29 protein-coding genes are annotated in these 26925 nt (G+C 58.7%); 15 read left to right on the top strand and 14 right to left on the bottom strand.

The features are described from left to right. Positions 1 to 19: 19 nt before the first annotated feature. A complete protein-coding gene (locus ACR0J0_RS15700) occupies positions 20 to 358 on the bottom strand; it encodes a chaperone modulator CbpM (protein WP_480665089.1) in 339 nt (112 codons plus the stop codon). Continuing rightward, on the bottom strand, positions 355 to 1272 hold the full coding sequence (locus ACR0J0_RS15705) for a DnaJ C-terminal domain-containing protein (protein ID WP_480665090.1): 918 nt from the start codon (positions 1270 to 1272) through the stop codon (positions 355 to 357). Before ACR0J0_RS15705 ends, ACR0J0_RS15700 begins: the two co-directional genes overlap by 4 nt. A gap of 158 nt (positions 1273 to 1430) precedes the next feature. Between ACR0J0_RS15705 and ACR0J0_RS15710 the strand changes: the two genes are divergently transcribed. Further along, positions 1431 to 1814: a hypothetical protein gene (locus ACR0J0_RS15710; protein ID WP_480665091.1), complete on the top strand. Its 384-nt coding sequence runs from the start codon at positions 1431 to 1433 to the stop codon at positions 1812 to 1814. Here ACR0J0_RS15710 and ACR0J0_RS15715 read toward each other — a convergent pair whose 3' ends face one another. Next, complete coding sequence (locus ACR0J0_RS15715; protein WP_480665092.1) at positions 1815 to 2915, bottom strand: cystathionine gamma-lyase; 1101 nt, start codon at positions 2913 to 2915, stop codon at positions 1815 to 1817. It lies immediately after the preceding gene. 3 nt (positions 2916 to 2918) lie between these two features. Next, complete coding sequence (locus ACR0J0_RS15720; protein WP_480665093.1) at positions 2919 to 3761, bottom strand: LOG family protein; 843 nt, start codon at positions 3759 to 3761, stop codon at positions 2919 to 2921. A gap of 79 nt (positions 3762 to 3840) precedes the next feature. On the opposite strand from ACR0J0_RS15720, the gene ACR0J0_RS15725 reads away from it, so the two are divergent. The 3 genes from ACR0J0_RS15725 (at position 3841) to dapD (ending at position 6339) form a co-directional block, all read left to right on the top strand. Further along, positions 3841 to 4758, top strand: a complete 918-nt coding sequence (locus tag ACR0J0_RS15725; RefSeq protein WP_480665094.1) for a threonine/serine dehydratase — start codon at positions 3841 to 3843, stop codon at positions 4756 to 4758. A gap of 44 nt (positions 4759 to 4802) precedes the next feature. Next, a complete protein-coding gene (locus tag ACR0J0_RS15730; protein ID WP_480665095.1) occupies positions 4803 to 5402 on the top strand; it encodes a GntR family transcriptional regulator in 600 nt (199 codons plus the stop codon). A gap of 109 nt (positions 5403 to 5511) precedes the next feature. After that, the gene (gene dapD / locus ACR0J0_RS15735) at positions 5512 to 6339 is read left to right on the top strand and encodes a 2,3,4,5-tetrahydropyridine-2,6-dicarboxylate N-succinyltransferase (protein WP_480665096.1); all 828 of its coding nucleotides are present in this window, start codon (positions 5512 to 5514) and stop codon (positions 6337 to 6339) included. 61 nt (positions 6340 to 6400) lie between these two features. Here the strand turns inward: dapD and ACR0J0_RS15740 are convergent, their stop codons facing one another. After that, positions 6401 to 6736, bottom strand: coding sequence for a cupin domain-containing protein (locus tag ACR0J0_RS15740; RefSeq protein ID WP_480665097.1), 336 nt, complete (start codon positions 6734 to 6736; stop codon positions 6401 to 6403). A 114-nt stretch (positions 6737 to 6850) separates the two neighbouring features. Between ACR0J0_RS15740 and ACR0J0_RS15745 the strand changes: the two genes are divergently transcribed. Further along, a complete protein-coding gene (locus tag ACR0J0_RS15745; protein WP_480665098.1) occupies positions 6851 to 7195 on the top strand; it encodes a hypothetical protein in 345 nt (114 codons plus the stop codon). On the opposite strand, the gene ACR0J0_RS15750 is transcribed toward ACR0J0_RS15745, so the two are convergent. Continuing rightward, positions 7192 to 8250 (bottom strand): transporter substrate-binding domain-containing protein, encoded by a 1059-nt coding sequence (locus tag ACR0J0_RS15750; protein ID WP_480665099.1) that lies wholly within the window; start codon positions 8248 to 8250, stop codon positions 7192 to 7194. The two genes, ACR0J0_RS15745 and ACR0J0_RS15750, sit on opposite strands and share 4 nt — an antisense overlap. Before the next feature lie 198 nt (positions 8251 to 8448). Between ACR0J0_RS15750 and dapE the strand changes: the two genes are divergently transcribed. The 3 genes from dapE to rnr are packed head-to-tail and all read left to right on the top strand — an operon-like array spanning position 8449 to position 12483. Next, positions 8449 to 9588 carry a succinyl-diaminopimelate desuccinylase gene (gene dapE, locus ACR0J0_RS15755; RefSeq protein WP_480665100.1) on the top strand — a complete coding sequence of 380 codons (1140 nt, stop codon included), beginning with the start codon at positions 8449 to 8451 and terminating at the stop codon, positions 9586 to 9588. A 3-nt stretch (positions 9589 to 9591) separates the two neighbouring features. Beyond that, positions 9592 to 10167 (top strand): TIGR04282 family arsenosugar biosynthesis glycosyltransferase, encoded by a 576-nt coding sequence (locus ACR0J0_RS15760; RefSeq protein ID WP_480665101.1) that lies wholly within the window; start codon positions 9592 to 9594, stop codon positions 10165 to 10167. Between the two features lie 57 nt (positions 10168 to 10224). Then, positions 10225 to 12483, top strand: a complete 2259-nt coding sequence (gene rnr / locus ACR0J0_RS15765) for a ribonuclease R (protein WP_480665102.1) — start codon at positions 10225 to 10227, stop codon at positions 12481 to 12483. Here rnr and ACR0J0_RS15770 read toward each other — a convergent pair. Together ACR0J0_RS15770 and ACR0J0_RS15775 are read right to left on the bottom strand one after the other, a co-directional pair. After that, complete coding sequence (locus ACR0J0_RS15770; protein ID WP_480665103.1) at positions 12474 to 12860, bottom strand: DUF1801 domain-containing protein; 387 nt, start codon at positions 12858 to 12860, stop codon at positions 12474 to 12476. The two genes, rnr and ACR0J0_RS15770, sit on opposite strands and share 10 nt — an antisense overlap. Beyond that, positions 12857 to 13555 carry a glutathione S-transferase family protein gene (locus ACR0J0_RS15775; protein ID WP_480665104.1) on the bottom strand — a complete coding sequence of 233 codons (699 nt, stop codon included), beginning with the start codon at positions 13553 to 13555 and terminating at the stop codon, positions 12857 to 12859. Before ACR0J0_RS15775 ends, ACR0J0_RS15770 begins: the two co-directional genes overlap by 4 nt. Positions 13556 to 13637: 82 nt before the next feature. Here ACR0J0_RS15775 and ACR0J0_RS15780 point away from each other — a divergent pair, with 82 nt between their 5' ends. After that, positions 13638 to 14339 carry a helix-turn-helix transcriptional regulator gene (locus ACR0J0_RS15780; protein ID WP_480665105.1) on the top strand — a complete coding sequence of 234 codons (702 nt, stop codon included), beginning with the start codon at positions 13638 to 13640 and terminating at the stop codon, positions 14337 to 14339. Positions 14340 to 14414: 75 nt separating this feature from the next. Further along, positions 14415 to 15713, top strand: a complete 1299-nt coding sequence (locus ACR0J0_RS15785) for a lytic murein transglycosylase (protein WP_480665106.1) — start codon at positions 14415 to 14417, stop codon at positions 15711 to 15713. 29 nt (positions 15714 to 15742) lie between these two features. Here the strand turns inward: ACR0J0_RS15785 and ACR0J0_RS15790 are convergent, their stop codons facing one another. The 3 genes from ACR0J0_RS15790 to ACR0J0_RS15800 form a co-directional block, all read right to left on the bottom strand. Continuing rightward, positions 15743 to 16342, bottom strand: coding sequence for a hypothetical protein (locus ACR0J0_RS15790; RefSeq protein ID WP_480665107.1), 600 nt, complete (start codon positions 16340 to 16342; stop codon positions 15743 to 15745). Between the two features lie 143 nt (positions 16343 to 16485). Next, positions 16486 to 17883, bottom strand: a complete 1398-nt coding sequence (locus tag ACR0J0_RS15795; protein ID WP_480665108.1) for an aspartate aminotransferase family protein — start codon at positions 17881 to 17883, stop codon at positions 16486 to 16488. A 75-nt stretch (positions 17884 to 17958) separates the two neighbouring features. Beyond that, complete coding sequence (locus ACR0J0_RS15800; protein ID WP_480665109.1) at positions 17959 to 18642, bottom strand: GntR family transcriptional regulator; 684 nt, start codon at positions 18640 to 18642, stop codon at positions 17959 to 17961. Positions 18643 to 18782: 140 nt separating this feature from the next. On the opposite strand from ACR0J0_RS15800, the gene ACR0J0_RS15805 reads away from it, so the two are divergent. From ACR0J0_RS15805 to ACR0J0_RS15825, 5 genes are all read left to right on the top strand, one after another. Continuing rightward, positions 18783 to 19868: a polyamine ABC transporter substrate-binding protein gene (locus ACR0J0_RS15805; RefSeq protein ID WP_480665110.1), complete on the top strand. Its 1086-nt coding sequence runs from the start codon at positions 18783 to 18785 to the stop codon at positions 19866 to 19868. Between the two features lie 69 nt (positions 19869 to 19937). Next, positions 19938 to 21065 carry an ABC transporter ATP-binding protein gene (locus tag ACR0J0_RS15810; RefSeq protein WP_480665111.1) on the top strand — a complete coding sequence of 376 codons (1128 nt, stop codon included), beginning with the start codon at positions 19938 to 19940 and terminating at the stop codon, positions 21063 to 21065. After that, positions 21065 to 21955 carry an ABC transporter permease subunit gene (locus tag ACR0J0_RS15815; RefSeq protein WP_480665249.1) on the top strand — a complete coding sequence of 297 codons (891 nt, stop codon included), beginning with the start codon at positions 21065 to 21067 and terminating at the stop codon, positions 21953 to 21955. The genes ACR0J0_RS15810 and ACR0J0_RS15815 overlap by 1 nt, the downstream gene beginning before the upstream one ends. Continuing rightward, positions 21952 to 22770, top strand: coding sequence for an ABC transporter permease (locus tag ACR0J0_RS15820; RefSeq protein ID WP_480665112.1), 819 nt, complete (start codon positions 21952 to 21954; stop codon positions 22768 to 22770). The genes ACR0J0_RS15815 and ACR0J0_RS15820 overlap by 4 nt, the downstream gene beginning before the upstream one ends. Next, positions 22767 to 24077, top strand: coding sequence for an NAD(P)/FAD-dependent oxidoreductase (locus tag ACR0J0_RS15825; protein ID WP_480665113.1), 1311 nt, complete (start codon positions 22767 to 22769; stop codon positions 24075 to 24077). The genes ACR0J0_RS15820 and ACR0J0_RS15825 overlap by 4 nt, the downstream gene beginning before the upstream one ends. Here the strand turns inward: ACR0J0_RS15825 and ACR0J0_RS15830 are convergent. Genes ACR0J0_RS15830 through ACR0J0_RS15840 form a run of 3 tightly spaced genes read right to left on the bottom strand, consistent with a single transcriptional unit; the run spans position 24074 to position 26868 of the window. Next, positions 24074 to 24940, bottom strand: a complete 867-nt coding sequence (locus ACR0J0_RS15830; protein ID WP_480665114.1) for a phosphotransferase — start codon at positions 24938 to 24940, stop codon at positions 24074 to 24076. The two genes, ACR0J0_RS15825 and ACR0J0_RS15830, sit on opposite strands and share 4 nt — an antisense overlap. Before the next feature lie 54 nt (positions 24941 to 24994). Continuing rightward, positions 24995 to 25660 (bottom strand): flagellar hook capping FlgD N-terminal domain-containing protein, encoded by a 666-nt coding sequence (locus ACR0J0_RS15835; protein ID WP_480665115.1) that lies wholly within the window; start codon positions 25658 to 25660, stop codon positions 24995 to 24997. A gap of 2 nt (positions 25661 to 25662) precedes the next feature. Continuing rightward, on the bottom strand, positions 25663 to 26868 hold the full coding sequence (locus ACR0J0_RS15840) for a flagellar hook-length control protein FliK (RefSeq protein WP_480665116.1): 1206 nt from the start codon (positions 26866 to 26868) through the stop codon (positions 25663 to 25665). Between the last annotated feature and the right edge of the window lie 57 nt (positions 26869 to 26925).

The following is a 26925-nucleotide window of genomic DNA, read 5'->3' on the forward strand; positions in this document are numbered from 1 at the left end:
CCCGGCGTCCAAAAGACCGTTAGCTGCGACTGAATCGCGCTGTGCCGATGACCTCGATCAATTGCTTGCGAATGGGTTCGGGTTGCGTTTCGACGGCATTCAGAACCTCGCGCAGTTCAGCGCGCAGGCCGTGCATCTGGTCGATCAGAGACAGCATCATCGACAGCGCATCCGGTTCCATCTCGTACTGGTCGTGCAACTCGCAGGCCAGTTCCAGTCGCGCTACGTCGAGGGTGTGATACACCAACCCCTGCTCGGTCTGCTCAGGGATTACGATTTCAGCCGCCAGATATTCAGTCAAACGGGACGACGTCAGGCGGGTGACGGTTGCGATCAGCTGTTCTTCGGTCAGGCTCATGACGGCATTCCTTTGCGCGGATCATAGCTGTGGCTTTCACGCCATGTCTCCATGAATTGCTTCAGCTCATCATCGATCTTGTCGGGCATGGACACGGTTAGTTCGATCAGCTGATCGCCCCGATCCGACGAGCCGCGTTTTTTCACCCCTTTGCCGCGCAGGCGCAGTGTCTTGCCGCTGCTGGTGCCAGCCGGGACACTGACGTTAACGCCGCCGTCGATTGTTGGGGCGGGAACCTTGCCGCCGAGGATGGCCTCGTCAATCGTGATCGGCAGCGTGATATGGATGTCGTCGCCCTGCCGGTCAAAGACCGGGTGCCTTGCCACCGATACAGTGACCAAAGCATCGCCCGGAGGACCTTCACCAAACCCCGGATCGCCTTTGCCGCGCAGGCGGATGGTTTGCCCATCCGTGATACCGGCGGGGATTTTCACCTCGATCCGGTCACCATCGGGCAGCGTCAGCTTTTGGCTGGCCCCGAAAACTGCATCCAGGAAACTGATTTGCAGGCTGTAGCTGCGATTGTGGCCGGGCGCGTGGAATTCATGCGTGCGCTGCTGGTATCCGCCCCGCCCCCGCATGAACTCAGCAAAGATGTCGGACATATCGTCCGGGTCCGCCGCCCGCCCGCGATAGGGATTTCCGGCGGCTTCGGCATACTCGCGATAGTATTGCTGCTGCGGCCGTTCCTGGCCCGAGGCATCAATCTCGCCATTGTCATAACGCGCGCGGGTGTCCGGGTCTTTCAACAGGTCATAGGCGGACGCCGCCGCCTTGAACTTGGCCTCGGCCTCGGCGTCCCCGGGCTTCAAATCCGGGTGGCATTCCTTGGCGATGCGCCGATAGGCCTTTTTGATTTCGGCGGCACTGGCGTCTTTGGCGACGCCAAGGACGGTATAGGGATCGTCGCTCATCTCACCTCTCGTCGATGGGGGTGGGTCTGATCTTGATGAATGTGTTTTATCATGCGATTTCAATGGTCCAAAAGAAAGCGGCTTTTGAATCCGCTCGCAAATTCCCGCGAGTCTGTTAACATCTGCATGTTTCGAACTGTTTTTTGACGGAGACCTCCATGACGCGCAGATTCAAGTCCATTCTGGCCCTGCTGGTCGGCAATGCCATCGGGTTGTTGCTTGCAGCGATTTTGTTGCCGGAATTCGCGATCCGGCCGATCTCGTTCATCGTGGTGGTGATCGTCTTTACTCTGGTGCAGTGGATTGCCGAGCCGCTGATCCTGAAGCTGGGCGAGAAAAGAGCACCCGCGATCAAAGGGGGGATTGCGCTGATCGTGACCTTCGTCGGGCTGTTGGTCACCGATCTGGTCACAAATGGGCTGACCGTGGGCGGAATCTCCAACCTGCTGGCCGCGACGCTTCTGGTCTGGCTGGGCGCGCTGATCGCCAGTGTTGTGCTGCCGATCTACGTGTTCAAGGAACTGCGCGAGCCTAAAAAGTAACTAAAGCGCGCTCAGACTGGTCTCGATCGCCTGCCAGAGCTCTTCCACCGGTTCACATCCGACAGACAGGCGGATAAAAGCGGGGTCGACATCGTCGCCCCAGCGCGCACGGCGTTCCGCGGAACTGTGGACGCCCCCGAACGAGGTCGCGGGCCGCAGCATCGAGCAGGCGTTGATGAACTCTTCCGCTTTCGTCTCCGACTCCAACGTGATCGACAGAAGGAACCCGAATCGTTCGGTCTGGGCCTTGGCCAGAGCATATGAGGTGTCGCCCGGCAGGCCGGGATAGCGAATCTGCTTCACGGCCCAATGACCTGCCAACCGTTCGGCCAACAACTGCGCCGAGGAACACATACGGTCGAACCGCACATCCAGCGTTTCCAACCCGCGATGCAACAGCCATGCCTCATGCGGGCCGGGGATCGCACCCGAGACGCGTCGCCACTCCTCGACCCGCTCCATGATCTGTGCGTTGCGGCTGGCGACATGGCCCATCAGCAGGTCGGAATGCCCGCCCATGGCCTTGGTGTCCGACGCCACCACAACGTCGATCCCCAGATCCAGCGGGCGTTGCCCCAGCGGGGTCAGCGTAGTGTTATCGGCAATCGTGATGCCGCCTGCAGCCCGAACAGAGGCCGCGACCGAACGCAGGTCGATCATGTCCAGACCGGGGTTCGACGGGCTTTCGACAAAAACCACGTCGAATTCGTCGAATCCGCCATCATCGAAAGCGGTCGTTGGGCGCTCTGTGACCGAGACACCCAGATTGGACAGAAACCTTTCGGCCAGCAGGCGGGTCACATAATAGCCATCGGACGGGATCAGAATGCGCGCCCCGGATTTGACCGTCGCAAACAACGCGGCCGAGATCGCGCCCATACCTGACGGAAAAGTCAGGCAGGGTGCGCCTTCCAGATGGGCCAGAACATGCTCCAGATGCTGCCAGGTTGGGTTGTCGACGCGGCCATAGGTGGGCAGGCCATCCGTGGCACCGGGCAGGTGGTACATGCTGCTTTGGGTGAGCGGCAGCGCAACCGGCTCCCCCGCGTTCAGGGCATTGCCGCGCAAGTGCAGCATCTCTCCGGTCTTGGGGGGTGTCATGCCTCAACGTCCCGGAATTTGGTCGCGGGGTGGGGCCGGTTCCCAGTTCTCGATGATCTCGACCGCCTCTTGCGCGGTGTCGACAAACCGGAACAGATCCAGATCCTCGTCCGAGATCGTGCCCGCGTCGGCCAGGGCCTCCCAGTTGATGACCTTTTCCCAGAACTCCCGCCCGAACAGCAGGAAGGGCACGCGTTCCATGCGGCCGGTCTGGATCAGGGTCAGGGACTCGAACAGCTCGTCCATGGTTCCAAAACCACCGGGGAAGATGGTGATCGCGCGGGCGCGCATCAGGAAATGCATCTTGCGGATCGCGAAATAGTGGAAGTTGAAGCTGAGATCGGGCGTCACATAAAGGTTCGGAGCCTGTTCATGCGGCAACACGATGTTCAGGCCGATGGAACAACCGCCAGCATCCTGCGCGCCACGGTTTCCGGCCTCCATCACGCCCGGGCCTCCGCCAGTTACGATGACGTTTTCCCGGCAGCCGGTTTCATTGGACTTCTCGGTCATCAGACGGGCGAATTCCCGGGCCTCGTCATAGTACTTCGACAAGCCGGCCAGCGTGTCCGTCCGCGCGGTGTGTTTCTTTGAAGGCTCTGGAATGCGCGCGCCACCGAACATGACAATGGTCGAGGTGATCTCACGCTCGGACATGATCATCTCGGGCTTCAGCAATTCCAACTGCAGGCGCACGGGGCGCAGCTCATCCCTGCACAGGAAGTCATCATCCGCAAAGGCCAGGCGATAAGCCGAAGAACGCGTCTGTGGCGTGTCCGGCACCTCGCTCGCGGTCGAGCGGTCGGTCTGTGCGTCGCGGAAAGGGCTGAGGCGGTCTTCTCTCATGTGTGATGCATCCCTGCTTGCGTGTTCTTAAAACAGCTATAGGGTTCGCGGGCAGAGTGCCAGTCACGGAAGAACAAGAATGAGTTGGAAGCGCGAAATTTCCGCAGCCGCCGAACGGATCAATGGGTATGCGCAGGTAACTCCTGTGATTCAAAGTCGTTTGCCCGGTTTGGAATACCCGATCGAGATGAAGCTTGAGCACATGCAGCACACCGGGAGTTTTAAGGCGCGTGGGGCGTTCAATACCTTGCTCAGCCTGGATGTTCCCAAGGCCGGTGTTGTGGCGGCCTCGGGCGGCAATCATGGTGCGGCAGCGGCGTATGCCGCGCAAACGCTGGGCCACCCGGCCAAGGTCTTTGTGCCGGATCTTGCAGGGCCGTCCAAGATTGCCCTGATCGAACAGACGGGAGCAGATCTGACGGTGGTGCAGGGCGAATACGCCAACGCCCTGAACGCAGCGCAGGCGCATGAAGCGGTAAGTGGTGCCATGCAAATCCATGCCTACGACGCGCCTGCAACGGTCGCCGGGCAGGGGACATGCTTCGCCGAATGGGAAAGGCAGGGCTTGGAGGCCGATACTGTTCTTGTCGCCGTCGGCGGCGGTGGCCTGATCGCCGGCGCGCTGGCCTGGTTTGACGGTTCCCGCAAGGTCGTGGCGGTCGAGCCAGAAACCTCTTGCGCCCTTAATGCAGCGTTGCAGGCGGGCGAGCCGGTGGACGTCTCGGTCTCTGGCATTGCGGCCAATGCGCTGGGCGCGCGGCGGATCGGGTCGATCTGTTTCGATATGGCGCAGGGCATGACCTCGGTTCTGGTTTCTGATGATGCCATTGCACAGGCGCAGCAATCTCTGTGGCAGACTCATCGCATTCTTGTGGAACCCGCGGGCGCTACCGCATTGGCGGCCCTGGCATCTGGCGCATACCAGCCGGAACCGGGTGAACGCGTCGCGGTTCTGGTCTGCGGCGGAAATATCTCGCCCGATCCGTTTCTTGAGTGAATTATCGGCTTGTGGAAGCAGGTTAAGGATTTTATCGATAATCTATGACTGCAACCATCGCCGACACAATTTACCAAAATCTCAGCCAGAAGATTATCACCGGCGAATTGCTTGCCGGTGAAAAGTTGCGGCAGGACCACATCGCCAAGGCGTTTGAAACCAGCCATGTTCCGGTACGCGAGGCTTTGCTGCGTCTCGAAGCACACGGTTTGGCCCAAAGTGAACCGCGCCGCGGGATGCGAGTCACCGCGCTGGACCCGGCAGAGGTTCGGGAAGTCGTCGAAATGCGCGTCGCATTGGAATCGCTGGCATTGCAACATTCGGTGCAGAACATGACTCCCGGCGCGCTCAAAGAGGCGGATGACGCACGGATTACTTGCGACGCAGCACAGACGATGCCGGAATGGGAAGCCCGCAATCGTGCCTTTCACCGCTCGATCCTGACCCCATGCGGGCTGCCACGGCTTTTGCACGCCATCGACGATTTGCACATAGCCGGTGCGCGCCACCTGTTTGCCCATTGGCGTCCCAAATGGGTGCACCGCGCTGATAGTGACCATGCAGCGATCGTGCAGGCGCTCAAGCGCAAGGACGCGGCCACGGCAACAGCCATTCTGACGCGCCATATCCGACGCGCAAGCTGATCACAGGTCAACCTAGCCGCAAATCGTACCTTCTGCGTCGCATTGCACCACGAGATGCAGTTGCGTATAGGCCAAACAAACGTGAACAGATTCTGCAGGGAGCCCTCCGATGTCCAACGCGCAACTGGAAACCGCTATCGAAGCCGCCTGGGAGGCGCGCGATACCATCACGCCCGCCACCACCGGCGAACAGCGCGAAGCGATCGAAGACACGCTGAACGCGCTGGACAGCGGTTCGCTGCGCGTTGCCGAAAAGCTGGAGAGCGGTGATTGGCACGTGAACCAGTGGGCCAAGAAGGCGGTTCTGCTGGGCTTCCGCATCAAGGATATGGAAATCCAGAACGGCGGTCCGCAGGCCGGCGGTTGGTGGGACAAGGTGGACAGCAAGTTCGCAGGTTGGGGTGAAAACCAATGGCGTTCCGCTGGTTTCCGTGCGGTTCCGAACTGTGTTGTCCGCAAATCGGCCTATATCGCGCCAGGCGTGGTTCTGATGCCGTCGTTCGTGAACCTCGGCGCTTATGTCGACGAAGGCACCATGGTTGACACCTGGGCCACCGTCGGGTCCTGCGCGCAGATCGGTAAAAACGTGCACCTGTCGGGTGGTGTTGGTATCGGCGGCGTTCTGGAACCAATGCAGGCCGGTCCGACCATCATCGAAGACAACTGCTTTATCGGCGCACGCTCCGAAGTGGTCGAAGGCTGCATCGTCCGTGAAGGTTCGGTCCTGGGCATGGGCGTGTTCATCGGCAAGTCCACCAAAATCGTCGACCGTGAAACCGGTGAAGTCATGTATGGCGAAGTACCGCCCTATTCGGTGGTTGTTGCGGGCTCGATGCCGTCCAAGAACAATGTCAGCCTGTATTGCGCCGTGATCGTGAAGCGCGTTGATGAAAAGACCCGCTCGAAAACCGGGATCAACGAATTGCTGCGCGACTAAGTCAATCGCAGCTGAGAAACGGGGCTGTAGCAGAATTCGCTACAGCCTTTTTGTATTTGGCTTACGCTTTGATCGGATAGCGGTCGGGTTCTTCAAAGACGTCGATCACCCGGGTCCCGGCCTTGATCGTTCCCCCATGTTCGACACCGGACGGGATCGTGTAGCTGTCGCCGGGGCGATAAATCTTGGTCTCATCGCCGATGGTCAGTTCAACCTCACCTTCGATCACCGTGCCCCATTGCGCCTTGTGCGAATGCGGGGGCAGTTCGAAATCCTTGAGGAAGGTGAAGAATGCCACCAATCCCGAATCCGACCGGATGACCGCGGTTTGAACCACGTCCGTTGGGAATGGCACGTCGAGGGCCGGGAAGTCCGTGATGAAATCGGGATACGCCATGAAAATTCCTTTGCGGTTTGAAACAAGTTTTCCCGGGCACTATGGACGTGCCGAAGCCGTCCTGCAATTCCCGGCTGCTTGACCGCAGACAGACGCGCAGCTATGGCCCCCTGCATGGAAAAGCAAAAGAAACCGTCCCGTCAGCAAGTCTACACATTGCTCGTTCAGATCGGCCGCAAAGAGGGCGATGGTCTGCCCGAAGGTGCGACCGGGGCCGCGTTGATGTGCTTTGCCAGCGGAGTGGACGAGGCCGAGGCCGTGCGCGAAACTGTCGCCATCCTGAAACAGGCTGACACCGCACCACTGGATGTCACGGGCTATGGCACCTTGGCCGAGCGCGAAGCGCTGGGGCACGACATTGATCCCGATGAGCGCGCCCTGATGCAGCGGGCATTGGATGAGAACGCTGTTATCGTCGCCCAGATGACGCCGTTTTTCGGGGATGAGGAACCGGCTTAGTTCCGTACTCCGAACCACTTGCGGTAAATGTCGTCATAGGTTCCGTCTTCGCGCAGCGCGAGCAGGGCCTGATTGACGTCCTCGACCAGAGGTGAGCCCGTGGGGAATGCGATCCCGTAGTTTTCACGCAGGAAAACCCCACCGGTCATGGACGCGATCCGGCGTCCTTCATGCGACGCGAAATAGGACAGGATCGGGGCGTCAAAAACGACGGCGTCCAGTTCTTTCTCCCGGAACGCCGTCAGCATGTCGTCCAGGTTTTCATAGCCGGAAAACTCAATCTCGCGCCGGTTCAGGAAATTGGCTGCTGTTGATTGCGAGATCGTACCGACCTGCTTGCCATACAGGTCATTTACCGAATTCACGCTGCCACTGATCGCATCTACGGTCATGACCGACGTGATACGGGCCGTGAAGACCGACACGATGAACAGCGAGGATACGACCAGAACGACACCCAGCAGCCGACCAAACGGCGTGCGCGGCATGCGTTCTTCAAACCCGCCATTTACCACAAGGTTCAGGGCCCACCAAAAGGATGGGAACCAGGCCTCGTTCAGTTTGCGGTCAAAATAGGGCTGGGCGCGCCGTTCAAAGCCCCACATCAGCATCCCGCCACCCAAAAGGATGGCAAAGGCCAGACCGATGGCGATGAATAGTTCGACCGACAGTAACGCATGCAACAACGAGGGTGTGCGCACGGCATCGGACGGCACCATGATCTGCAAGCCAGCCTCAAAGATAGGCTGGCTGAAGTCCATTTGCGTTTCCCGCGCCGCCGTGATCGAGATATTGGCAATTGCCAGTTCAGCGGACCCATTCCGAACCGCACCCAACATGTCACCGAACGCCTCGACCCGGTTTACCGAATAGTCCCAATTCAGCGATTCCGCCAACGCCTCGAGCAGTTCCATTGAAAAACCGGTCTGTGCCCCGTCCTCGACATAGGAAAACGGGGGGCGGGTCACCGTGGCGACCGTCAGCGTCTGAGCCTGGCTTTGCTGTGCGAGAGCGGCGAAAGTCAGGCAGATCAATCCGAAAATGGCGCGTTTCATCGTCGACTTACCTGCTTCGCGGCCCTCTAACGCAGATTTGATCCGGGCGGCAAGGTGGCCGCAGGGTAAACATCTATGTTTTATTGGGGCGTCATCTTGAGGCGCGCAGAGAAAAACCTGGCAAATTCGGTCGGGAAGGGGTTGGCAAGCCGGACAATTCGTTGAATCTGTGCGCGAACCAACCAAAGGGGGCAGATAATGACAGATCCGGTCGAGTTGACGGCAAACCTGATCCGTTGCCCATCGGTCACACCCGACGAAGGTGGCGCGCTTGTTTTGCTGGAAAGCGTTCTGACCGAGGCGGGGTTCGAATGCACCCGTGTTAATCGCGGTGACGTCAGCAATTTGTTTGCCCGCTGGGGCAAAAAGGGGCACGCGCGCAGCTTTGGGTTCAACGGTCATACCGATGTCGTCCCGGTGGGTGATGAGGCCGCGTGGACAACGCCGCCATTCGGCGCCGAAATCCGTGACGGCGTGATGTTTGGCCGAGGCACAACCGACATGAAATCGGGTGTCGCGGCATTCGCGGCAGCGGCGATGGACTTTGTACGTGAAACCCCCCCGGACGGGGCCGTGATCCTGACCATCACTGGTGACGAAGAGGGCGACGCGGTGGACGGCACCACGGCGCTGCTGGACTATATGACCCAGGCCAACGAGCAAATGTCCGTCTGTCTGGTAGGCGAGCCGACCTGTCCGAATACAATGGGCGAGATGATGAAGATCGGGCGGCGCGGCTCGATGACCGCTTGGTTTACCGTAACCGGCGTTCAGGGGCATTCCGCCTACCCGCATCGGGCCAAGAACCCTCTGCCTGCGATGGCGCGGCTGATGCATCAACTGGCCAGCCACGAGCTTGATCAGGGCTCCGACCACTTTGATGCCTCGACACTGGCCGTCGTGAACATCGACACTGGCAACACTGCGACCAATGTAATCCCCGCGCAATGCAGTGGCGCGGTGAATATCCGGTTCAACGACCTGCATTCGGGCGCAGGCCTCAGCGAATGGCTTCAGTCCGAGGCACGCGCAGTCGCCGAAGCCTATGACGTCGATGTCGACCTCCGCATCAAAATCTCGGGCGAAAGCTTTCTGACGCCACCAGGTCCTCTGTCCGATCTGGTCGCGCAAGCCGTCGAGGCGGAAACCGGCATCCGCCCCGAGATGTCGACAACGGGCGGCACATCGGACGCGCGGTTTGTCAAAAACCACTGCCCTGTTGTGGAGTTCGGGCTGGTTGGTCGAACGATGCATCAGGTGGACGAATGTGTCGAGATTGCGCAAATCGAACAGCTCAAGGCGATCTACTCGCGTATTTTGCGGGACTATTTCGCCTGATCGATGCAGCGCACACTGGTCATAATGGTGAAAGAGCCACGCCCGGGCCGGGTCAAGACCCGGTTGGGGCGCGACATCGGTATGGTCGGCGCGGCCTGGTGGTTTCGCTGGCAAACGCGTGCGTTGATCCGTCGTCTGCGAGACCCGCGCTGGCAGATCGTGCTTGCCGTTGCCCCTGATCAAGAAGGTCTGACCAGCCGCATCTGGCCCGCAGACCTGCCGCGCGCGGGGCAGGGGCGGGGTGATCTGGGCGATCGTATGGAGCGGATGTTGCGCGGCATGCCGAAAGGTCCGGTCTGCCTGATCGGAGCTGACATTCCCGGCATTACGCCATCGCACATTGCGCGGGCGTTCAAGGAATTGGGGCGCGCGCAAATGGTGTTTGGCCCCGCACCGGATGGTGGCTATTGGCTGGTCGGTGCGCAGCGGTACAGGCCGCTGCCGAAAAGCCTGTTTCAAGATGTTCGCTGGTCGACTGAATACGCTCTGGCCGATACTCTGGCCTCGGTTCCTGGGTGTCGCGTGGCGTTTCTGGATCAATTGCGTGACGTGGATACGGTTTCGGATCTGAAAACCTGACCCAGCCCGCCGCTTTTTGGTCATGACGCCGTCGCATCCCCGTGATAGGCCGGAACTATGACTCGCATCCCCACCAAGCAGGAGGTCCTCGACTGGATCTCGGCGAACCCCACCCTGACCTCGAAACGCGATATCGCCAAAGCCTTTGGTATCAAAGGCGCGGATCGGATCGATCTGAAACGTATCCTCAAAGAGCTTGAGGCCGAGGGGCATCTGGAAAAGCGCAAGCGCAGCTACCGTGACCCGGATCGCTTGCCACCAGTCAGTGTGCTGCAGGTGAAGGCGCCTAACGCGGATGGCGATCTGTTCGCGCGCCCGCTGGAGTGGCATGGCGAAGGGGTCGAGCCGATCGTTCTGATCGTCGCCCGCGCCAGTGATCCCGCGCTGGGCGAGGGCGACCGCATTCTGGCCCGCCTGACGGTGGTGCATGAAGAAGACCATAATTACGAGGCTCGCCTGATCCGCCGGATCGGGACCAACCCGCGCAAGATCGTGGGTATCTTCCGCAAAGGGGCCGAGGGTGGGCGGATTGTGCCCATCGACAAGACCGGCCAGACGGAGTGGCTGGTGGCAGACGGTGCGGTACTGGGTGCGAAGGACGGCGAACTGGTTGAAGCAGAACAGGCCGGACCGAAGAACCGCATGGGTCTGCCGCGTGCCCGCATCGTGGAACGGCTGGGCGATCCGTCTGCACCCAAGGCGGTCTCGCTGATTGCCATCCATCAGCATGGCATTCCAGACGATTTCCCGGACAAGGTTATTGACGAGGCCGACAAGGCCAAACCCGTTGGTCTGAAAGGGCGCGAAGACCTGCGGGACATGCCGCTGCTGACCATCGACCCGTCAGACGCACGGGATCATGACGATGCCTGCTATGCCCATGCCGATGACGACCCCAAGAACCCGGGTGGTCATGTGATCTGGGTCGCGATTGCCGATGTGGCCGCCTATGTGCAGCCTGGCACCGCGCTGGACCGTGAGGCCCGCAAGCGGGGCAACTCCAGCTATTTCCCGGACCGGGTTGTGCCGATGCTGCCGGATCGTCTGTCGGGCGATTTGTGCTCGCTGCACGAAGGCGTCCCGCGTGCCTGTATTGCTGTTCGGATGCAGATTGACGCGAACGGCAACAAGACCGGCCATCGCTTTGTACGTGGCCTGATGCGCTCGGCCGCGTCGCTACACTATGCCGAGGTGCAGGAAGCCATCGACGGCAACCCAAATGACCGCACCGGGCCGTTGTTAGAGCCTGTTTTGAAGCCGCTCTACGCCGCTTATGCGGCCCTGAAAAAAGCGCGGGCAGAACGTCAGCCGCTGGAACTGGATTTGCCCGAACGCAAAATCGTCCTCAGCGACAAGGGTGAGGTCGAAAGCGTGGCCTTCCGTGAACGCCTTGACGCACACAAACTGATCGAAGAATTCATGATCCTCGCGAACGTCGCCGCGGCCGAGACTTTGATCGCCAAGCGCCGCCCGCTGCTATTCCGAGTGCATGAAGAACCCGCGCCTGAAAAACTTGAAAGCCTGCGCGAGACTGCGCAAGCGGCGGGGCTGAATCTAGCCAAGGGGCAGGTACTGCAGACACGTCACCTGAACGCGCTGTTGAACGCCGCCGCTGGGACTGAGGATGCGGAACTGATCAACCTGACGACGTTGCGGTCGATGGCGCAGGCCTATTACAACCCCGAGAACTTTGGCCATTTCGGTCTGGCACTGCGCAACTACGCGCATTTCACCTCGCCCATCCGCCGCTACGCCGACCTGATCGTGCATCGCGCGCTGATCTCGGCCCATGGCTGGGGCAAGGACGGGCTGACCGAGGATGAAATCGCGCGGCTGGACGAAACTGCCACCCATATCTCGGATACCGAGCGCCGCTCAATGATGGCCGAACGGGATACGACGGATCGTTACCTCGCCGCCTATCTCAGTGAGCGAGTAGGGAATGAATTCAGCGGTCGCATCAGCGGCATCGCCCGCTTTGGTGCCTTCGTGAAGATGGATGAAACCGGTGCGGATGGGCTGGTGCCAGTCCGGTCGCTAGGGCGCGAGTTCTTCCATTTCGACCGCGAAGCCGGAACATTGATGGGGTCAGACAGCGGGTTGATCATTGCCATCGGTCAGCGGGTCACGGTTCGGTTGACCGAAGCCACGCCCGTCACCGGTGGGTTGGAACTGGAGCTACTGTCCATCGACGATCAGGCTCTGCCGCGCGGACGCGGGCCTGCCAAGCGGGGCACGCGGCGCAAGGCAGTCAGTACCAAGCGCAAGAAAGACAAGATCAAGCGCAAGGTCGAACGCAAGCGGCGTCAAAGGTGATAGGTCAGCGCCCGAGCGATCAGCCAGCCATGACGGGTTTCATCGATCTGATCCGGGTCATCGAACAGGATTGCCCGATTCCCGTCGATCCGATCCTCGCCCGGAAAAGCTGATGTGAAATCGCCCATCAACCGGCTTTGACAATGCACGAACAGGGCAAAAGATGCCGATTTGTGCGCTCCTAATCGAATGGTTGATCCCTTGGGGGCCAGATAGGCGGGCTGGCCCCAACGCAACGCCTCCTGCAATGGGTTCGCCTTGGGCAGCGTTTCAGCAGTTGAAAGCACCAATTCACGCAGGGCAAGAACACCCGTGCGGGTGTCCTTGGGAAATGCCTCAAAAGCGGCCTCCACGGCAGGGTCGTCAAAGGGTGTCATGACAGCGGAATCGCCTGTTCCATTCGATCTATGTAGCTGTTCAGCAGGTTATCCTGCTTTATCCGCCGGGTCAGTGGTGTATCCGCCGGCGTCGCGCGCATGGCGGCCAGCATGGGGCCGACGCTCATATCCGCCGAGGTTGGTTGGTTGCCCAACAAGTAGGGCGATTGCCAAAGATAGGCGGATATCGCCTCAAGGTCCCGTTCCAGTCGGTCTTGGCGTTCCGCGGGTGAGAAACGGCTGACACCCTGAAACCCCAGACCATTGACGACTTTCTTGCGTATGGAATTCGACACGGGCGTTCGGATCAATGCCGGAATGACGGAAAAGAAGGTTTTTCGCAGAACCGGCCAGACTTCGTCGTTACCCCAGCGATCCAGTACGATCTGAAAATAGATATGCTCTTCTGCCATGCGGATCAGCGCACGGGACTGCGCCTTTTGTATGTCGGTCAATCCCTTGTCGAAATCCGCACCCTGCGCCTCGAGCCAGTCGCGGATCAGATCACTGTCGGGGACCAGCCGTTCCGGGGTGCGCAGAACGGGCAGTTTCTGGTGCGGCATCTTGCGAGGGTCCAGCATGTCGGACCGCTGCCAGCGCTGGCCGGCGTGCTGGAGCATATAGGCGGTTTTCACGCAGAAGGGGCTGGCGCTGAACAGGCCAAAGGCGGAGGGGTAGGTCAGAAGGGTCAGCATCGTCGGCTCCTTGATTGGGGTGCCAAACGGTTAGATCAGTCTAATGACAGAAATTGGCATTAGGTTTAAGGTAGGCTGCATTATGTCCCGTACCGCCCGCCTGTTCCAGCTGATGCAAGCCTTGCGTTCTGGTCCGTCGCCAAAGACGTCCCAACAACTGGCGCAGGATCTTGGTGTTTCGCCCCGCACCGTGCACCGCGATATCGATTCGTTGCGTGGGCTTGGGGCGGTGATCGACGGCGAGGCTGGGTTTGGTTTTACCCTGATCGAAGACGCAACTTTGCCGCCGCTCGGGTTCACCGACGATGAGCTGGAAGCGTTGGTTCTGGGCCTGCGTGAGGTGCAAGCCATTGGCGATCCAGGGCTGGCCGAAGCGGCCGGCAATGCATTGCGCAAACTGCAGGGTCGCTTGCCGCAACGCCAGTCCCATCGCCTGAGTCACGCGGTACTGACCGCGACGCGCTTTGACCGTCCGGCAAAGCCGACAATCGACGTGTCTGACTTGCGGCAAGCTACTTGGGATGAACGCACGATCGAATTCGCCTACACGGACGCCAAGGGTGACGACACCCGCAGAAAGGTCAATCCGCTAAGCATCGTGTACATGGATCGCTCCAGTGTCATGCTGTCGTGGTGCCATCTGAGAGAGGATTTCCGGTTTTTTCGGCTGGATCGGATTCGTGAAATGTCCGTTACGGATGAAAGCTTTAGGCCAAACCGTGTGCCGTTACTACGCGAGGCTTTAGCCCAAATCCGCGCCGAGCGAGAAGCAAATGATTGCTAGAACGAAAGCTGAGCGCTTTGGAAATTTCCGGTTTTGCGTTATCCTGAGGTCGAGCAGTACTCAGGAAAATTCGGAATGCGTAAGTGCATAGGTGGCGTCATGACCGCCGCATTATGGGCATCCATTGTGCAGGCGGAATCAATCAACTCGCTGAGCGGGTCACAGACCATACAATTGGCATCGGCAGGTGTGGTCGTGTCCATCCGGCCGGTCTTGCGGCCCTCAGTTAAGGAGCACCGGGTGTCAACGGAAGGAAACGCGCGATTTCAGGCGTGGCTTGGAGCTTTTCGGGAAAGAGCGGTCGAGCAGGGGATATCGACCTCAACGCTGGATCGGTCTCTGGCCGGCCTGACTTATGACAGGGATGTCATCAAGCGAGACCGAAATCAGGCGGAATTTTCCAAACCAATCTGGGAATATCTGGACTCTGCGGTCTCGGATTCGCGGGTCAGAAATGGCCGCGCCGGGTTAGAGCGTCATCGCGATGCGTTGACCCAGATCGAAGCGCAATTTGGCGTTGAAAAAGAAGTCGTGACCGCGATTTGGGGGCTTGAGACGTCTTTTGGAACGTTTCGAGGCAACGATCACACCATCCGGTCACTGGCCACGCTGGCCTTTGATGCGCGCAGGGCGCAATTTTTCGAAACCCAGTTGATCGCGGCGTTGCAGATCGTTCAGGCAGGCGATGTCAGTCCAATCAACATGGTGGGCAGTTGGGCCGGAGCGATGGGGCACACCCAGTTCATGCCGACATCGTACCTCGACCACGCGGTGGATTTTGACGGCGACGGTCGGCGCGATATCTGGTCGGACGACCCGACTGATGCGCTGGCTTCGGCGGCGGCCTATCTGGCGCGGCATGGATGGACCAAAGGGCAGCCCTGGGGTGTTGAAGTGACATTGCCCAAAGGGTTCGACTATTCCACGGCGAGGCGGGATCACACGCTGATGCCGTCGGAGTGGGCCGCACGCGGCGTGGCGTCTATGAGTGGCGCTCCGATTTCGGATCATGGCCAAGCGGCGATCCTGTTGCCCGCCGGAGGACAGGGTGTTGCGCTGATGATCTTCGACAATTTCAGCGTGATTGAAAAATACAACGGCGCCGACGCCTATGTAATTGGAATCGGCCACCTGTCCGACCGTCTGGCCGGACGCACACCGTTTCAGGCTGATTGGCCGCGGGGAGACCAGATACTGAGCTTCACTGAGAAGAAGGAACTGCAAACCCGCCTGACCGACGCTGGATTCGACACGCAAGGCATCGACGGGCGCACCGGGCCGAACACGGTCAATGCGGTTCGGGCGTATCAATTGGCGCAGGGGTTGTTGCCGGATGGGTACGCCAGCTTGAAACTGCTGGAACGGCTGCGGTGACTTAACGGCACCTGCCCCGAGATGATATTCTATCTGTCAGTCGGGAGTTCTGCACCATGGGCAAACAAACCCATCCTGGTCCCTGTGCCCGACACAAGGATCGTATCACCGGGCTCTACGGTGGTGGCGAGCTCCTCAGACAGATTGCAAAGCCTGTGCCAAGGTGACGGCACGCCTTCCAGCGCAACAGAGTATGGGCAACGGCCGTCTGGCCCAGAACCGCCATACCAGTCTGAGGTGTAAGGCAATTCGATTTCCTGTCCCGCTAAAGTGGAAACTACTATCGGGAATCCATATGTGACCGGCCCGGCGCCGTCCAAAAGGACAAACCAAACCGGAAAAAAACAGAATAAAAACCATTGCGAAAAGACGTTTGACTTGGCGGATGCAGAGTTTTGGTTCATCCACAGTCTAAAACACACGACGCTAATAAAGCATAGTACGGCAACGCTCAAAGCAATGTCGAAAGTGCGAGCTTTGATTAACCAGTCAGGAGACGGAAAATACTGTACTGAAAAGAATGATAGGATGACGTGCGGAGCGGTAAGCACAAGATAAACTAGCAGTACGACTCTGACCCACGGTGCAACAATTGGTTTCTTTTGATTGGCCAGTGTTTTCTCGGACATTGGAATTAAAAGCTCTTAAATCGAATGCCTCTGAGCTAAGTTTGAAATCTAGCAGTTGTAAAGACGTCATTCTACTTCGAGTTGAAGAAAGGGCGATTGTCGAACCAACCGCCCCTTGTGTCCTTCCAGTCCAAACCGTCGGCTTATGACGCCGCCTTCATCAACCCCTGAGCGATGATTTCGGCATGCGCCTCGTCCAATGACTTGTAAATCCGCACGAACATCTCGTCGATCTCTGCAGGCGTCAGAACCAGCGGGGGAGAGATGATCATCCGGTCGCCCACATGCCGCATGATCAGGTTGTTGGCAAAGCAGCGGTCGCGGCAGATATATCCGATCGTGCCCGGCTCGGACGCGAATTTGGCGCGGCTGGCCTTGTCCGGTGTCAGTGCGATCGAGGCCATCATGCCAACGATCTTGGCCTCACCGACCAGCGGATGGTCGACCAGTGCCTCCCATTTTTCCTTCAGGTAGGGCGCGGCCACGTCGCGGACGTGTTCGACGATCCCCTCTTCTTCAAGGATGCGCAGGTTTTCCAGCGCAACGGCTGCAGCAACCGGGTGGCCGGAATAGGTGTAGCCGTGATTGAATTCGGTGCCACCGATCACCTCGGCGATCTCATCATTGACGATAGACCCGCCGATTGGCGCATAGCCCGAGCTGAGGCCCTTGGCGATGGTCATGATATGCGGCTTGATGCCGACAGTTTCGGAACCGAACCAGTTACCGGTGCGGCCAAAGCCGCAGATCACCTCATCCGCGATCAGCAGGATGTCGTATTTATCACAGATACGCTGAACCTCGGGCCAGTAGGTATCTGGGGCTACGATCACGCCACCTGCGCCCTGCACGGGTTCGGCGATGAAGGCCGCGACGCGGTCTTCGCCCAGTTCCAGAATGGCCTCTTCCAGCTCACGCGCACGAGCCAGGCCGAAATCCTCGGGCGCCATGTCACCACCCTCGGCCCACCAGTTCGGCTGGTTGATATGGTGAATGTTCGGGATCGGAATGCCGCCCTGCGCGTGCATTCCTGCCATACCGCCCAGCGATGCTGAGCCTACGGAGGACCCGTGATAGGCGTTCTTGCGGCTAATGATGATGTTCTTGTCAGGCTGGCCTTTTTCAGCCCAATAGGTCCGTACCAGACGAATGTTGGTGTCGTTCGCCTCGGAACCGCCGGCGGCAAAGAAGACATGGTTTAGATCGCCCGGCGCCAGCTCTGCAATTTTGGCGGCTAGGGCGATGGCCGGAACGTGGGTCGTTTTGAAGAACGTGTTGTAATAGGGCAATTCGCGCATCTGGCGCGCGGCGACCTCGGCCAGTTCGTCGCGGCCATAGCCGATATTGACGCACCACAGACCGGCCATGGCGTCCAGAATCTCTTCGCCTTCGCTGTCCGTCAGGTACACGCCCTTTGCGCGTGTAATGACCCGCGCGCCTTCTTTGCCCAACGATCCGTTGGCAGAAAACGGGTGTATGTGATGCGCCGCATCCAAAGCCTGCAACTCGGCGGTCGGCATGTGATTGGTGATGGTCGACATCAGAGAATCTCCTGCAAAAGCGGTTGCTCGTCACAATATGATCAAATTTTGTGCTGTCAATCGAATCGAACTGAATCAATCGCCTGTCAAAGCGTCGGACATCAGTTCCATCCCTTGTTCAATGTCCTGTGCAGTCGCTTTCGCCACATTTTCGGCATCCCCCGCGCGCAAAGCCGAGATGATGTCCTTGTGCCGGTCAGGCAAGCTATGAGTGCCAAATCGCCCGCATACAACGCGCAGGGAAGGGCCAAACCGCAACCACAGCCGCTCGGCCAAATCGTTGAGAATCGGAGCATCCGCATGTGCATAGAGCGTTTCGTGAAACTGATGGTTCAAACGCAGGTAGCCGCTGACATTTCCATCTACGATGGTCTGATCCAATCGCTGATCAAGCCGCTCAAGCTGGTCGATGTCTAGGGGTGTCACGGTGGCAGTTGCGCGGCGAGAAAGCTCTGATTCTATTGATATTCTTGCGAATATCATCTGTTCAACATCGGCGTTGGACAGCAGCGGAACGCTGACGCGGCGATTGCCCTGAAACATAAGCGCGCCGTCCGAAATCAACCGCCGGATTGCTTCGCGCACCGGAGTCATTCCGACCCCAAGCGAATCAGTCAGACCTTGTATCGTGACGGGCTGTCCAGGGACCAGTTCCCCGTACATGATCTGTGATCTCAGGGTTTGGTACACCTGCTCATGCGCCGGTCTCTTTCCTTCACTCTCATGGGCGCCGGATGCTTTATTTTTGATCAAATCCAAGTGGTTTACCCTGTTTCCCGTGGTGTTGTCTTGCCAGAAGCCTGACCTCGTGAAACCATACGATGGATCGAGCAAAAACGCAAAACTTGATCAAATCCAAAAAAAAGGGAAAATACCCGTACATTCGCAGGGAGAGAAATATGTCAATCAAAACGCTGACGCTGACGGCAATCGTCGCGCTGGGGACTTCGGCGGCCTTTGCCGAAGAGGTGCGCGTCTATAACTGGTCCGACTACATCGACGAAGAACTGCTGAAGAAATTCGAGGAAGAGACGGGCCTGACCCTTATCTACGACGTGTTCGACAGCAACGAGGTACTGGAAACCAAGATGCTGGCCGGGGGCTCGGGCTATGACGTGGTGGTGCCATCGGGCACTTTCCTTCAGCGTCAGATACAGGCTGGCGCGTTTCAGGAGTTGGACTCAGCCAAACTGTCCAACGCTGGCAATTTGTGGGACGTCATTCAGGAACGCACTTCTGGGTATGACCCGAACAACGCCTATTCGATCAACTACATGTGGGGAACCACAGGTCTTGGCCTCAATGTCGACAAGGTCAAGGAAGCGCTGGGTGAAGACGTTGCCCTGAACAGCATGGACCTTGTTCTGAAACCGGAGAACATGGAAAAGCTCGCCTCGTGCGGGGTGCATTTCCTTGACGCTCCGGCCGAGATCATTCCGATGGTTCTACAATACATCGGCGAAGACCCGGACAGCCACGACCCCGACGTGATTGGTAAGGCCGAAGAAATCCTCGCTGGTGTCCGTCCGCATGTTCAGAAGTTCCACAGTTCGGAATACATCAATGCGCTGGCAAACGGTGACATCTGTGTGGCTGTTGGCTGGTCGGGTGACGTTCTGCAAGCTCGGGACCGCGCAGCCGAGGCGGACAACGGTGTGAACATCGAATACCATCCCTTCGCCGAAGGTTCGCTGATGTGGTTCGACCAGATGGCCATCCCGGCAGATGCTCCGAACCCGGATGGCGCGCACCAGTTTCTGAACTTCATTCTGGACGCCAACAACATGGCGGCAGCCTCGAACTATGTGTACTACGCCAACGGTAACAAGGCCTCGCAAGAGTTCCTTGAGGAAGACGTGATCGGCGATCCTGCGATCTATCCGGATGATGCAACAATGCAAAATCTCTACATCACGACGCCCTACCCGTCGAAAACACAGCGCGTGGTGACGCGCATGTGGACCAAGATCAAATCGGGCACCTGATCCGAAGTATCTGAGCAAGGCGGCCTGTCCGCCTTGCTGTTCCAATCAGACTGTCTAACGGGGGCCGTTTTGAACACTACCGTCTTTGCGCCGTGGGAAGATCCACAGGCGAAACCATTGATCCAATTCCAGAATGTAACCAAACGTTTTGGTGGGTTCACGGCCATCGACAACCTGTCTTTGGACATTTTCGAAAAGGAGTTCTTTGCTCTGCTGGGTCCGTCCGGCTGCGGCAAAACCACCATGATGCGGATGCTGGCCGGGTTCGAGACGCCGACCGAAGGGCATATTCTGCTGGGCGGCCAGGACATCGACCCTGTGCCACCGAACAAACGGGCGGTGAACATGATGTTCCAGTCCTACGCGCTGTTTCCGCACTTAAGTATTTGGGAAAACATCGCTTTCGGTCTCCGCCGAGACAACATGCCAAAGCATGACCTTGAGGATCGCGTCGAAGAAATGCTGCGCCTGACCCGGCTGGAACAGTTTGCCCGCCGTAAACCACACCAGATCTCGGGCGGTCAACGTCAGCGGGTGGCACTGGCGCGTTCTCTGGCCAAGGCACCGAAACTGCTGCTGCTGGACGAACCTCTGGGCGCGCTGGACAAGAAACTGCGGCAGGACACGCAGTTTGAGCTAATGGATATCCAGGAAAAGACCGGCACAACATTCGTGATCGTGACCCACGATCAGGAAGAGGCTATGACCGTTGCCAGCCGCGTAGCCGTGATGGATCAAGGAAGGCTGATGCAGGTGGAAACACCGGACCGCATCTATGAAAACCCGAACTCGGTCTATGTCGCGGATTTCATCGGCGATGTGAACATCATCGAAGGCCGGGCCTCGTCCAACGGTGACGATACCTATCAGATCGACTGGGCCGAGGGGCAGTCGCCGTTGACGGCGACCTCGGCCAACGGGTTTTCGCAGGGACAGACCTGTCACCTTGCGATCCGGCCCGAAAAAGTGACGATCTCGGCAGACCGCCCGGCAGATGCCATCAATGCGGTGCAGGGCAAGGTTCACGACATCGCCTATCTGGGCAATCTCTCCACCTATCACGTTGAACTGCCGAACGGCACGATTATCAAGGCACAGACGGCCAACACTCGCCGTATCTCGCGCCGGTCGTTTACATGGGAAGACCCGGTCTGGCTGTCCTGGACAGCAACCGCCGCGGTTTTGCTGGCAAGCTGATGCGCCGCGCGTTTCTGATTGCCGTTCCGTATGTCTGGCTGCTGGTGCTGTTTCTGGTGCCGTTTTTGATCGTCCTGAAAATTTCACTTTCGGATACCGAGCTAGCCATTCCGCCTTACACGCCGACGCTGGACCTGTCGCAGGGGTGGGCGGGAATCAAAGGCTTCTTCAGTCAATTGGACTTCGAAAACTATGTCTGGCTGACCGAGGATGATCTCTATTGGAAGGCCTATCTGTCCAGCGTCAAGATCGCCCTGATCTCGACGGCGCTGACCCTGCTGGTGGGCTATCCCATCGCATACGGTATGGCCCGTGCGCCAGAGGAATGGCGCCCGACGCTTATGATGCTGGTGATCCTGCCGTTCTGGACCTCGTTCCTGATCCGGGTCTACGCGTGGATGGGTATTCTGTCCAACGAAGGGTATCTGAACCAGATCTTGTTGTGGCTGGGTATCATCTCGACCCCGCTGACCATTCTGAACACGAACACGGCGGTCTATATCGGCATCGTCTACACCTATCTGCCGTTCATGATCCTGCCGATCTATTCCTCGCTGGAGCGTATGGACGGGTCGCTAATCGAAGCGGCCGAGGACTTGGGCTGCTCCCGGATTCAGGCGTTCTGGCTGGTGACTATTCCGCTGTCTCGCCCCGGCATCATTGCAGGTTGTTTCCTAGTGATGATCCCGGTGATCGGTGAATTCGTGATCCCTTCTTTGCTCGGCGGTTCCGGCACCCTGATGATCGGTAAAGTGCTGTGGGAAGAGTTCTTCTCGAACCGCGACTGGCCGGTGGCCAGCGCTGTTGCCGTGGTCTTGCTGCTGATCCTCGTGATCCCGATCGTGCTGTTCCAGCGCAACCAGCAGAAACAGACGGAGGCTGAGCAATGAACAGGATGAGCTGGTTCAACGCGGTCTCGCTGACTTTGGGATTCGCGTTCCTCTACATCCCGATGGTCATTCTGATCATCTTCAGCTTCAACGAAAGCAAACTGGTCACAGTATGGGCGGGGTTTTCAACCAAATGGTACGGTGAACTGGCTCAGAACGAAGCGTTTCTGGACGCGGCCTGGGTCACAATCAGGGTGGCTGTGTTCTCGTCGACGCTGGCGACTATTTTGGGCACGGCTGCGGCTTATGTGCTGGTGCGCGGCGGGCGGTTCTTTGGCCGCACGCTGTTTTCCGGCATGATCTACGCGCCTCTTGTGATGCCCGAAGTGATCACGGGTCTGTCGCTGCTGCTGCTGTTTATCGGCATCGGACTGGACCGGGGCATTCTGACCATCGTTCTGGCGCACACCACATTCTCGATGTGTTTCGTGTCAGTCGTGGTGTCCTCACGCCTTGTGACTTTTGATAAGTCATTGGAAGAAGCCGCTTTGGATCTGGGCTGTTCGCCCGCGCAGGCGTTTCGTCTTGTGACACTGCCCATCATTGCGCCTGCGGTAATTTCGGGTTGGTTGCTGGCGTTCACCCTGTCTCTGGACGATCTGGTGATTGCGTCGTTTACGTCGGGCCCGTCGGCGACGACTTTGCCGATTAAGATTTTCTCGGCCGTACGCCTTGGCGTCAGTCCCGAGATCAACGCCTTGTCAACCATCATGATTGCGGTCGTAACGGTTGGCGTCATCACCGCCTCTCTGGTCACGAAACGGGCAATGGTGCGGCAAAAACAGGATGAACTTGCCGCTGCGCGCACCGAATGAAGCGTCTGTTCCCGGATTACACTTATGGCCCCGGGCCGCGGCAGAACTGCTGGTGGGACGAAACGATTGCGGCGCCGGATTGGCCAATTCTCGATGGCGATCTGAGCGTAGACGTCGCCATTTTAGGCGGCGGGTTCACGGGCCTTTCGGCAGCGCTGCATCTGGCCGAGGCCGGTACATTCGTCGCCGTATTGGAGGCTGCGACCCCAGGCTGGGGGGCTTCAGGCCGTAACGGCGGGTTCTGTTGCCTTGGCGGGTCCAAGCTGAGCCATTCGGCCATGGTCCGGCAATTCGGCTTGAACGCTGCACAGTCATACCAGCAGGCCGAAGGTGACGCTGTCCAATTGGTTGCCGATCTGCTGGAGACACACCAGATCGACGCCGATACGCATTCAAACGGGGAAACCCAGTTGGCGCATTCCGCACGGGCGATGGAAAAGCTGCGCCGTACAGCCGAAGACTCGGGCATCTTGCACGAAGCAGGCGAATTGCTGGGGCTGGGGTTTGGGGGTGACTTTCACGGCGGGTACACCAATCCGGTCGGGTTTGGCCTGAACCCCAGGAAGTACCTGTTTGGGCTCGCCTCTGCTGCGGAATCTCAAGGCGCTCGCCTTTTTCAGAAAACGGCGGCTGAAAGCATCCGAAAGACGAAAGCCGGCTTCGAAGTTCAGACTGGAACGGGACTTATCCGCGCTGCGAACGTGCTGATCTGCACCAACGGGTACTCCAGCGAAGACGTTCCGCAATGGTTGTCGGGCCGGTACATGCCCGCACAGTCCACTGTTCTGGTGACGCAGCCCCTGTCTGAGCCCGAGTTGCAGGCGCAGGGCTGGACTTCGGATCAGATGTGTTACGACACCCGAAACTTGCTGCACTATTTCCGCCTGATGCCCGACCGGCGGTTTTTGTTTGGTATGCGCGGTGGGTTGCGGTCTTCGCCCAAGGCTGAGGCCGCAATTCGCAGAACAGCTCAGCAAGACTTTCGGCGCATGTTCCCGGAATGGGCGGACGTAGAAGTTAGCCACATGTGGTCCGGAATGGTTTGCCTGTCCCGAAATTTGACGCCCTATGCCGGGCCAGTACCCAATCAGTCGGGCATATTTGCCGCCTTCGCCTATCATGGGAATGGTGTCGCGATGGGGACATACTGCGGACGCGCCCTTGCACGCATGGTCCTGAACCAGCCAGACGAACTGCCCGAACCGATTACGCAGCCTCCAGCGCGGTTTCCCCTTGGGGCGTGGCGACGTGCGCTGATGCCGCCAGCCTATGCTGCGATGGCGATCGCTGATCTCTGGTCGCTTTAAAGCACGGCGACTTCCAGCTCCAGCGACACAGCATAATCCGCGGCCCCGTTTTCGATGCGCCAAAGGCAATAGGCCGCCATGCGCCAAGCATACCAAGGGCGCAACTCGGTAAATCGCGCGACCGTTTCGGGGTGATCATAGGCGGCCAGAAACCGCTCTTCTTCCGCCGGGCTGAGTGGATATCCCCGATATAGCCGTTGCATGGCAGGCGACAGGAACATTGCGATGTCCTCGCAAGGGTCGCCCCTAGCTGGGCATTGCCAGTCAATCAGGGTCATGCCCGACTGTGAGACAAGAATGTTTCCCGCTACCGTATCGCCGTGAATAAGGCATGTTCGCGCGGTCGGGGCAACGTGACCTGCCGGATATAGCTGTGCCAGGCGGGCCCGCGTGTCCGACCGGCATTCGCTCAGAATGCGCTCTGTGTGCTCAGACAGATCCGCGCTGCCATTGCATCCGTCCGGCACCCGAACTGCGGCATCGAGCTTGTGCAGTTTACGCAACAACTTCGCAACATCCTCCGGCCCCTCTTTCCAAGGCGATCCAGGGGCGTGATCGTAGAATACCCAATTGCCCGTGTCATGCGCTCCGGTCGCGCGCAGGCGCGGAACGAACCCCGTTGGTTCCAAGGCGCGCAGGCATTGCGCTTCATGGTCTGGGTCGTTGCGAAACAGGGGATTGCGCGGCGTTGCGCGATACAGTTTCAGAACCTTGTCACCGCCGCCGCCCAGTACTTTCCAGACCTGGTTGGTGCGCCCCCCATACAACGTCTGAAACTCCGCGCCGGGCTTGACAAGGCCACGGGCACGAAGGGCGTCGATAAGATCAGGTGGGGGGCAAGTCGGGGCAGGCAGCGGGTTCACCAGTTGGGTTAGTGAGTCGATTTTGCCAAGGTTTGGCCTGTCGCGCCCTGCAGATCAAGCTTCGGCTCTGACCCCCGACACCGTCGTGGCGGAAACAACTTGGCCGCTTGCCAGCGTCAGCATCACCTGATTTTCCGCAACCTGAGCTTCGACGACCTGATTGTAGGCGGCAGCCAACTGTTGCGACAGCAACTTGTCCCCGTCATAGCTTTCCAGCGTCGCCGAGTAACTGCCCGCCGCCAAAGGCTGGCCGTCGCTACCCTTACCTGCCCAGACTGTTCTCGTGTCGGTCGTTGAAACGGTAAGGCGGTCGACGACAGTGCCGTCGCTGTCGCGGATGACCATGACTGCTTTGTTCGCCGTGGGCTCGGCCTTGGCAAACAGGTCCACAGGTTCGCCTTCAAAGTTGAAAGCCGATGGCGCACGCACGTTCATGCCGACCCATTTGCCGAGTTTATCAAGATTGGAGCCACCAAGAGTTTGGCTGAGCGCCGACAACATATCATTGGTTTGAACTTGTTGCTCGACCATCGAAAATTGCGCCAGTTGCGAGGCATATTCCGACGCATCCAAAGGCTTTAGCGGGTCCTGATTCTGGGCCTGCACGGTCAGCATTTTCAGAAATGTTTCGAAATCCGACGCCAGCCCCGTGCTTTTTTGCGTTTTCGCGTTTTGCGATTGCACAGGGGTTTGGGTGTTCTGTTGGGTGGGCGTAATCATGATCACAACCTCATGTCGATACGGCCGACGAGGCCGGTTCTTGAAAGGGGTGGGGCCTTGGTTTGTGGGTCCAGGGCCTGAGCTGTTTCTGCAGACAATTCTGCCTCGGAGTTGGGGCGATCCTGTCTGGCGTCCGAGTGCGTCCCGAGGTCAAACGACAGATCGCCGAGGCCGAGATTTCTGAACTCCTCTTCCAAAACCGAAAGGTGCCGGCGCATCATGTCCAAGGTTTCGGGGCGTTCCGCGGCAATTGTCATGTGCAGGCCATCGTCTCGGCCATTCAATACGATGGAAACGCGACCCAGTTCTTCAGGGTTTAGCGCAATCTCGACGACTCCGGATTGCGGTTGCGCATTAATGACGGCCGCCATTTGCCCCGCAATCGCCCGAGCCGTTTCCAAGCGGGCCGTCGTTGTCAAAGAATGAGTCGTCTGCGCGCCGTCCCTGCTGGTCGAAACGGGCAGAGAATCTCTGAGCGGTTGGGTTTCTTCCACGTCCAGCGCTATTTGTGCGTCGTTCTGCGTGCGGGACTTTTCGAGGGCGAATAATTGCATCTGAGCGATGCTCAGCGCTCGGTCCGGCGTGAGTTTCGGCTGGTGCGTAGAAATGGGTGCAGGCGAATGCTGCGCTTCCTGCCGGTCCATCGCAGGTTTCACGGTCGGGCCGACCACCTCCCTTGCGGGTGTTTCAGGGGTTTGCAACTTTGATTTGACTGGTTCCGGTCTTGGTTGCCCTTCTGAAGATTGGATAGGTGTAAAATGTTCAACCGTGTCTTTCCGAGAGTTCTGAGTGACCTTTCGCGCGTTTTGGTTTTCCGAGTCCGGCTTAACGAAACTTACTTGTGTGTCGGGGCGTCCGTCTGCTTCCGAAATCTGTTCGTTCAGGTCAGGCGAAGTTGCCTGTACGGCATGGCCGACAGGTTCGGCCAAGGTTGGCTTTGCATTCTGTGCCACCTGCAAATCAGCCTGCGGGGGATCGACAAGGACTTCTGCCTCCCCCTTTGGGTCGATGTCTTCAGCCTCTGTATCATCGTCTGTTTCTTTAATCTTGGGATCCGGGGCCGCGATCTCATCGCTAGGCGCATCGCCGTGTTGCTTCAACACGGTGGCAAAATCTGCGCCGGCGTCTTCGCCCGGTTCATTAACGGTCGCTTGGGTTTTTGTGGCTGCGGTCGGCGAGGCTGTCACCACAGAAATGAGATTGGGCATTTTGCTCCGGCTCCGGTTGTGTGACCTGAAACTTGCCCGCAGGAAGTTACGTTTATT

It is taken from the genome of Ruegeria sp. BF12 (assembly GCF_056538705.1).

Bases quoted from the DNA above. Each gene is read 5' to 3' on its own strand.
- ACR0J0_RS15835 (WP_480665115.1), bottom strand. From the start codon at position 25,660: ATGATTACGCCCACCCAACAGAACACCCAAACCCCTGTGCAATCGCAA.
- ACR0J0_RS15820 (WP_480665112.1), top strand. From the start codon at position 21,952: ATGAACAGGATGAGCTGGTTCAACGCGGTCTCGCTGACTTTGGGATTC.
- ACR0J0_RS15840 (WP_480665116.1), bottom strand. From the start codon at position 26,868: ATGCCCAATCTCATTTCTGTGGTGACAGCCTCGCCGACCGCAGCCACA.
- ACR0J0_RS15740 (WP_480665097.1), bottom strand. From the start codon at position 6,736: ATGGCGTATCCCGATTTCATCACGGACTTCCCGGCCCTCGACGTGCCA.
- ACR0J0_RS15730 (WP_480665095.1), top strand. From the start codon at position 4,803: ATGACTGCAACCATCGCCGACACAATTTACCAAAATCTCAGCCAGAAG.
- ACR0J0_RS15725 (WP_480665094.1), top strand. From the start codon at position 3,841: ATGAGTTGGAAGCGCGAAATTTCCGCAGCCGCCGAACGGATCAATGGG.
- ACR0J0_RS15815 (WP_480665249.1), top strand. From the start codon at position 21,065: ATGCGCCGCGCGTTTCTGATTGCCGTTCCGTATGTCTGGCTGCTGGTG.
- ACR0J0_RS15700 (WP_480665089.1), bottom strand. From the start codon at position 358: ATGAGCCTGACCGAAGAACAGCTGATCGCAACCGTCACCCGCCTGACG.
- ACR0J0_RS15720 (WP_480665093.1), bottom strand. From the start codon at position 3,761: ATGAGAGAAGACCGCCTCAGCCCTTTCCGCGACGCACAGACCGACCGC.
- ACR0J0_RS15745 (WP_480665098.1), top strand. From the start codon at position 6,851: ATGGAAAAGCAAAAGAAACCGTCCCGTCAGCAAGTCTACACATTGCTC.
- ACR0J0_RS15770 (WP_480665103.1), bottom strand. From the start codon at position 12,860: ATGACACCCTTTGACGACCCTGCCGTGGAGGCCGCTTTTGAGGCATTT.
- dapE (WP_480665100.1), top strand. From the start codon at position 8,449: ATGACAGATCCGGTCGAGTTGACGGCAAACCTGATCCGTTGCCCATCG.
- ACR0J0_RS15790 (WP_480665107.1), bottom strand. From the start codon at position 16,342: ATGTCCGAGAAAACACTGGCCAATCAAAAGAAACCAATTGTTGCACCG.
- ACR0J0_RS15780 (WP_480665105.1), top strand. From the start codon at position 13,638: ATGTCCCGTACCGCCCGCCTGTTCCAGCTGATGCAAGCCTTGCGTTCT.
- ACR0J0_RS15760 (WP_480665101.1), top strand. From the start codon at position 9,592: ATGCAGCGCACACTGGTCATAATGGTGAAAGAGCCACGCCCGGGCCGG.
- ACR0J0_RS15805 (WP_480665110.1), top strand. From the start codon at position 18,783: ATGTCAATCAAAACGCTGACGCTGACGGCAATCGTCGCGCTGGGGACT.
- ACR0J0_RS15785 (WP_480665106.1), top strand. From the start codon at position 14,415: ATGCGTAAGTGCATAGGTGGCGTCATGACCGCCGCATTATGGGCATCC.
- rnr (WP_480665102.1), top strand. From the start codon at position 10,225: ATGACTCGCATCCCCACCAAGCAGGAGGTCCTCGACTGGATCTCGGCG.
- ACR0J0_RS15710 (WP_480665091.1), top strand. From the start codon at position 1,431: ATGACGCGCAGATTCAAGTCCATTCTGGCCCTGCTGGTCGGCAATGCC.
- ACR0J0_RS15825 (WP_480665113.1), top strand. From the start codon at position 22,767: ATGAAGCGTCTGTTCCCGGATTACACTTATGGCCCCGGGCCGCGGCAG.
- dapD (WP_480665096.1), top strand. From the start codon at position 5,512: ATGTCCAACGCGCAACTGGAAACCGCTATCGAAGCCGCCTGGGAGGCG.
- ACR0J0_RS15775 (WP_480665104.1), bottom strand. From the start codon at position 13,555: ATGCTGACCCTTCTGACCTACCCCTCCGCCTTTGGCCTGTTCAGCGCC.
- ACR0J0_RS15715 (WP_480665092.1), bottom strand. From the start codon at position 2,915: ATGACACCCCCCAAGACCGGAGAGATGCTGCACTTGCGCGGCAATGCC.
- ACR0J0_RS15750 (WP_480665099.1), bottom strand. From the start codon at position 8,250: ATGAAACGCGCCATTTTCGGATTGATCTGCCTGACTTTCGCCGCTCTC.
- ACR0J0_RS15795 (WP_480665108.1), bottom strand. From the start codon at position 17,883: ATGTCGACCATCACCAATCACATGCCGACCGCCGAGTTGCAGGCTTTG.
- ACR0J0_RS15705 (WP_480665090.1), bottom strand. From the start codon at position 1,272: ATGAGCGACGATCCCTATACCGTCCTTGGCGTCGCCAAAGACGCCAGT.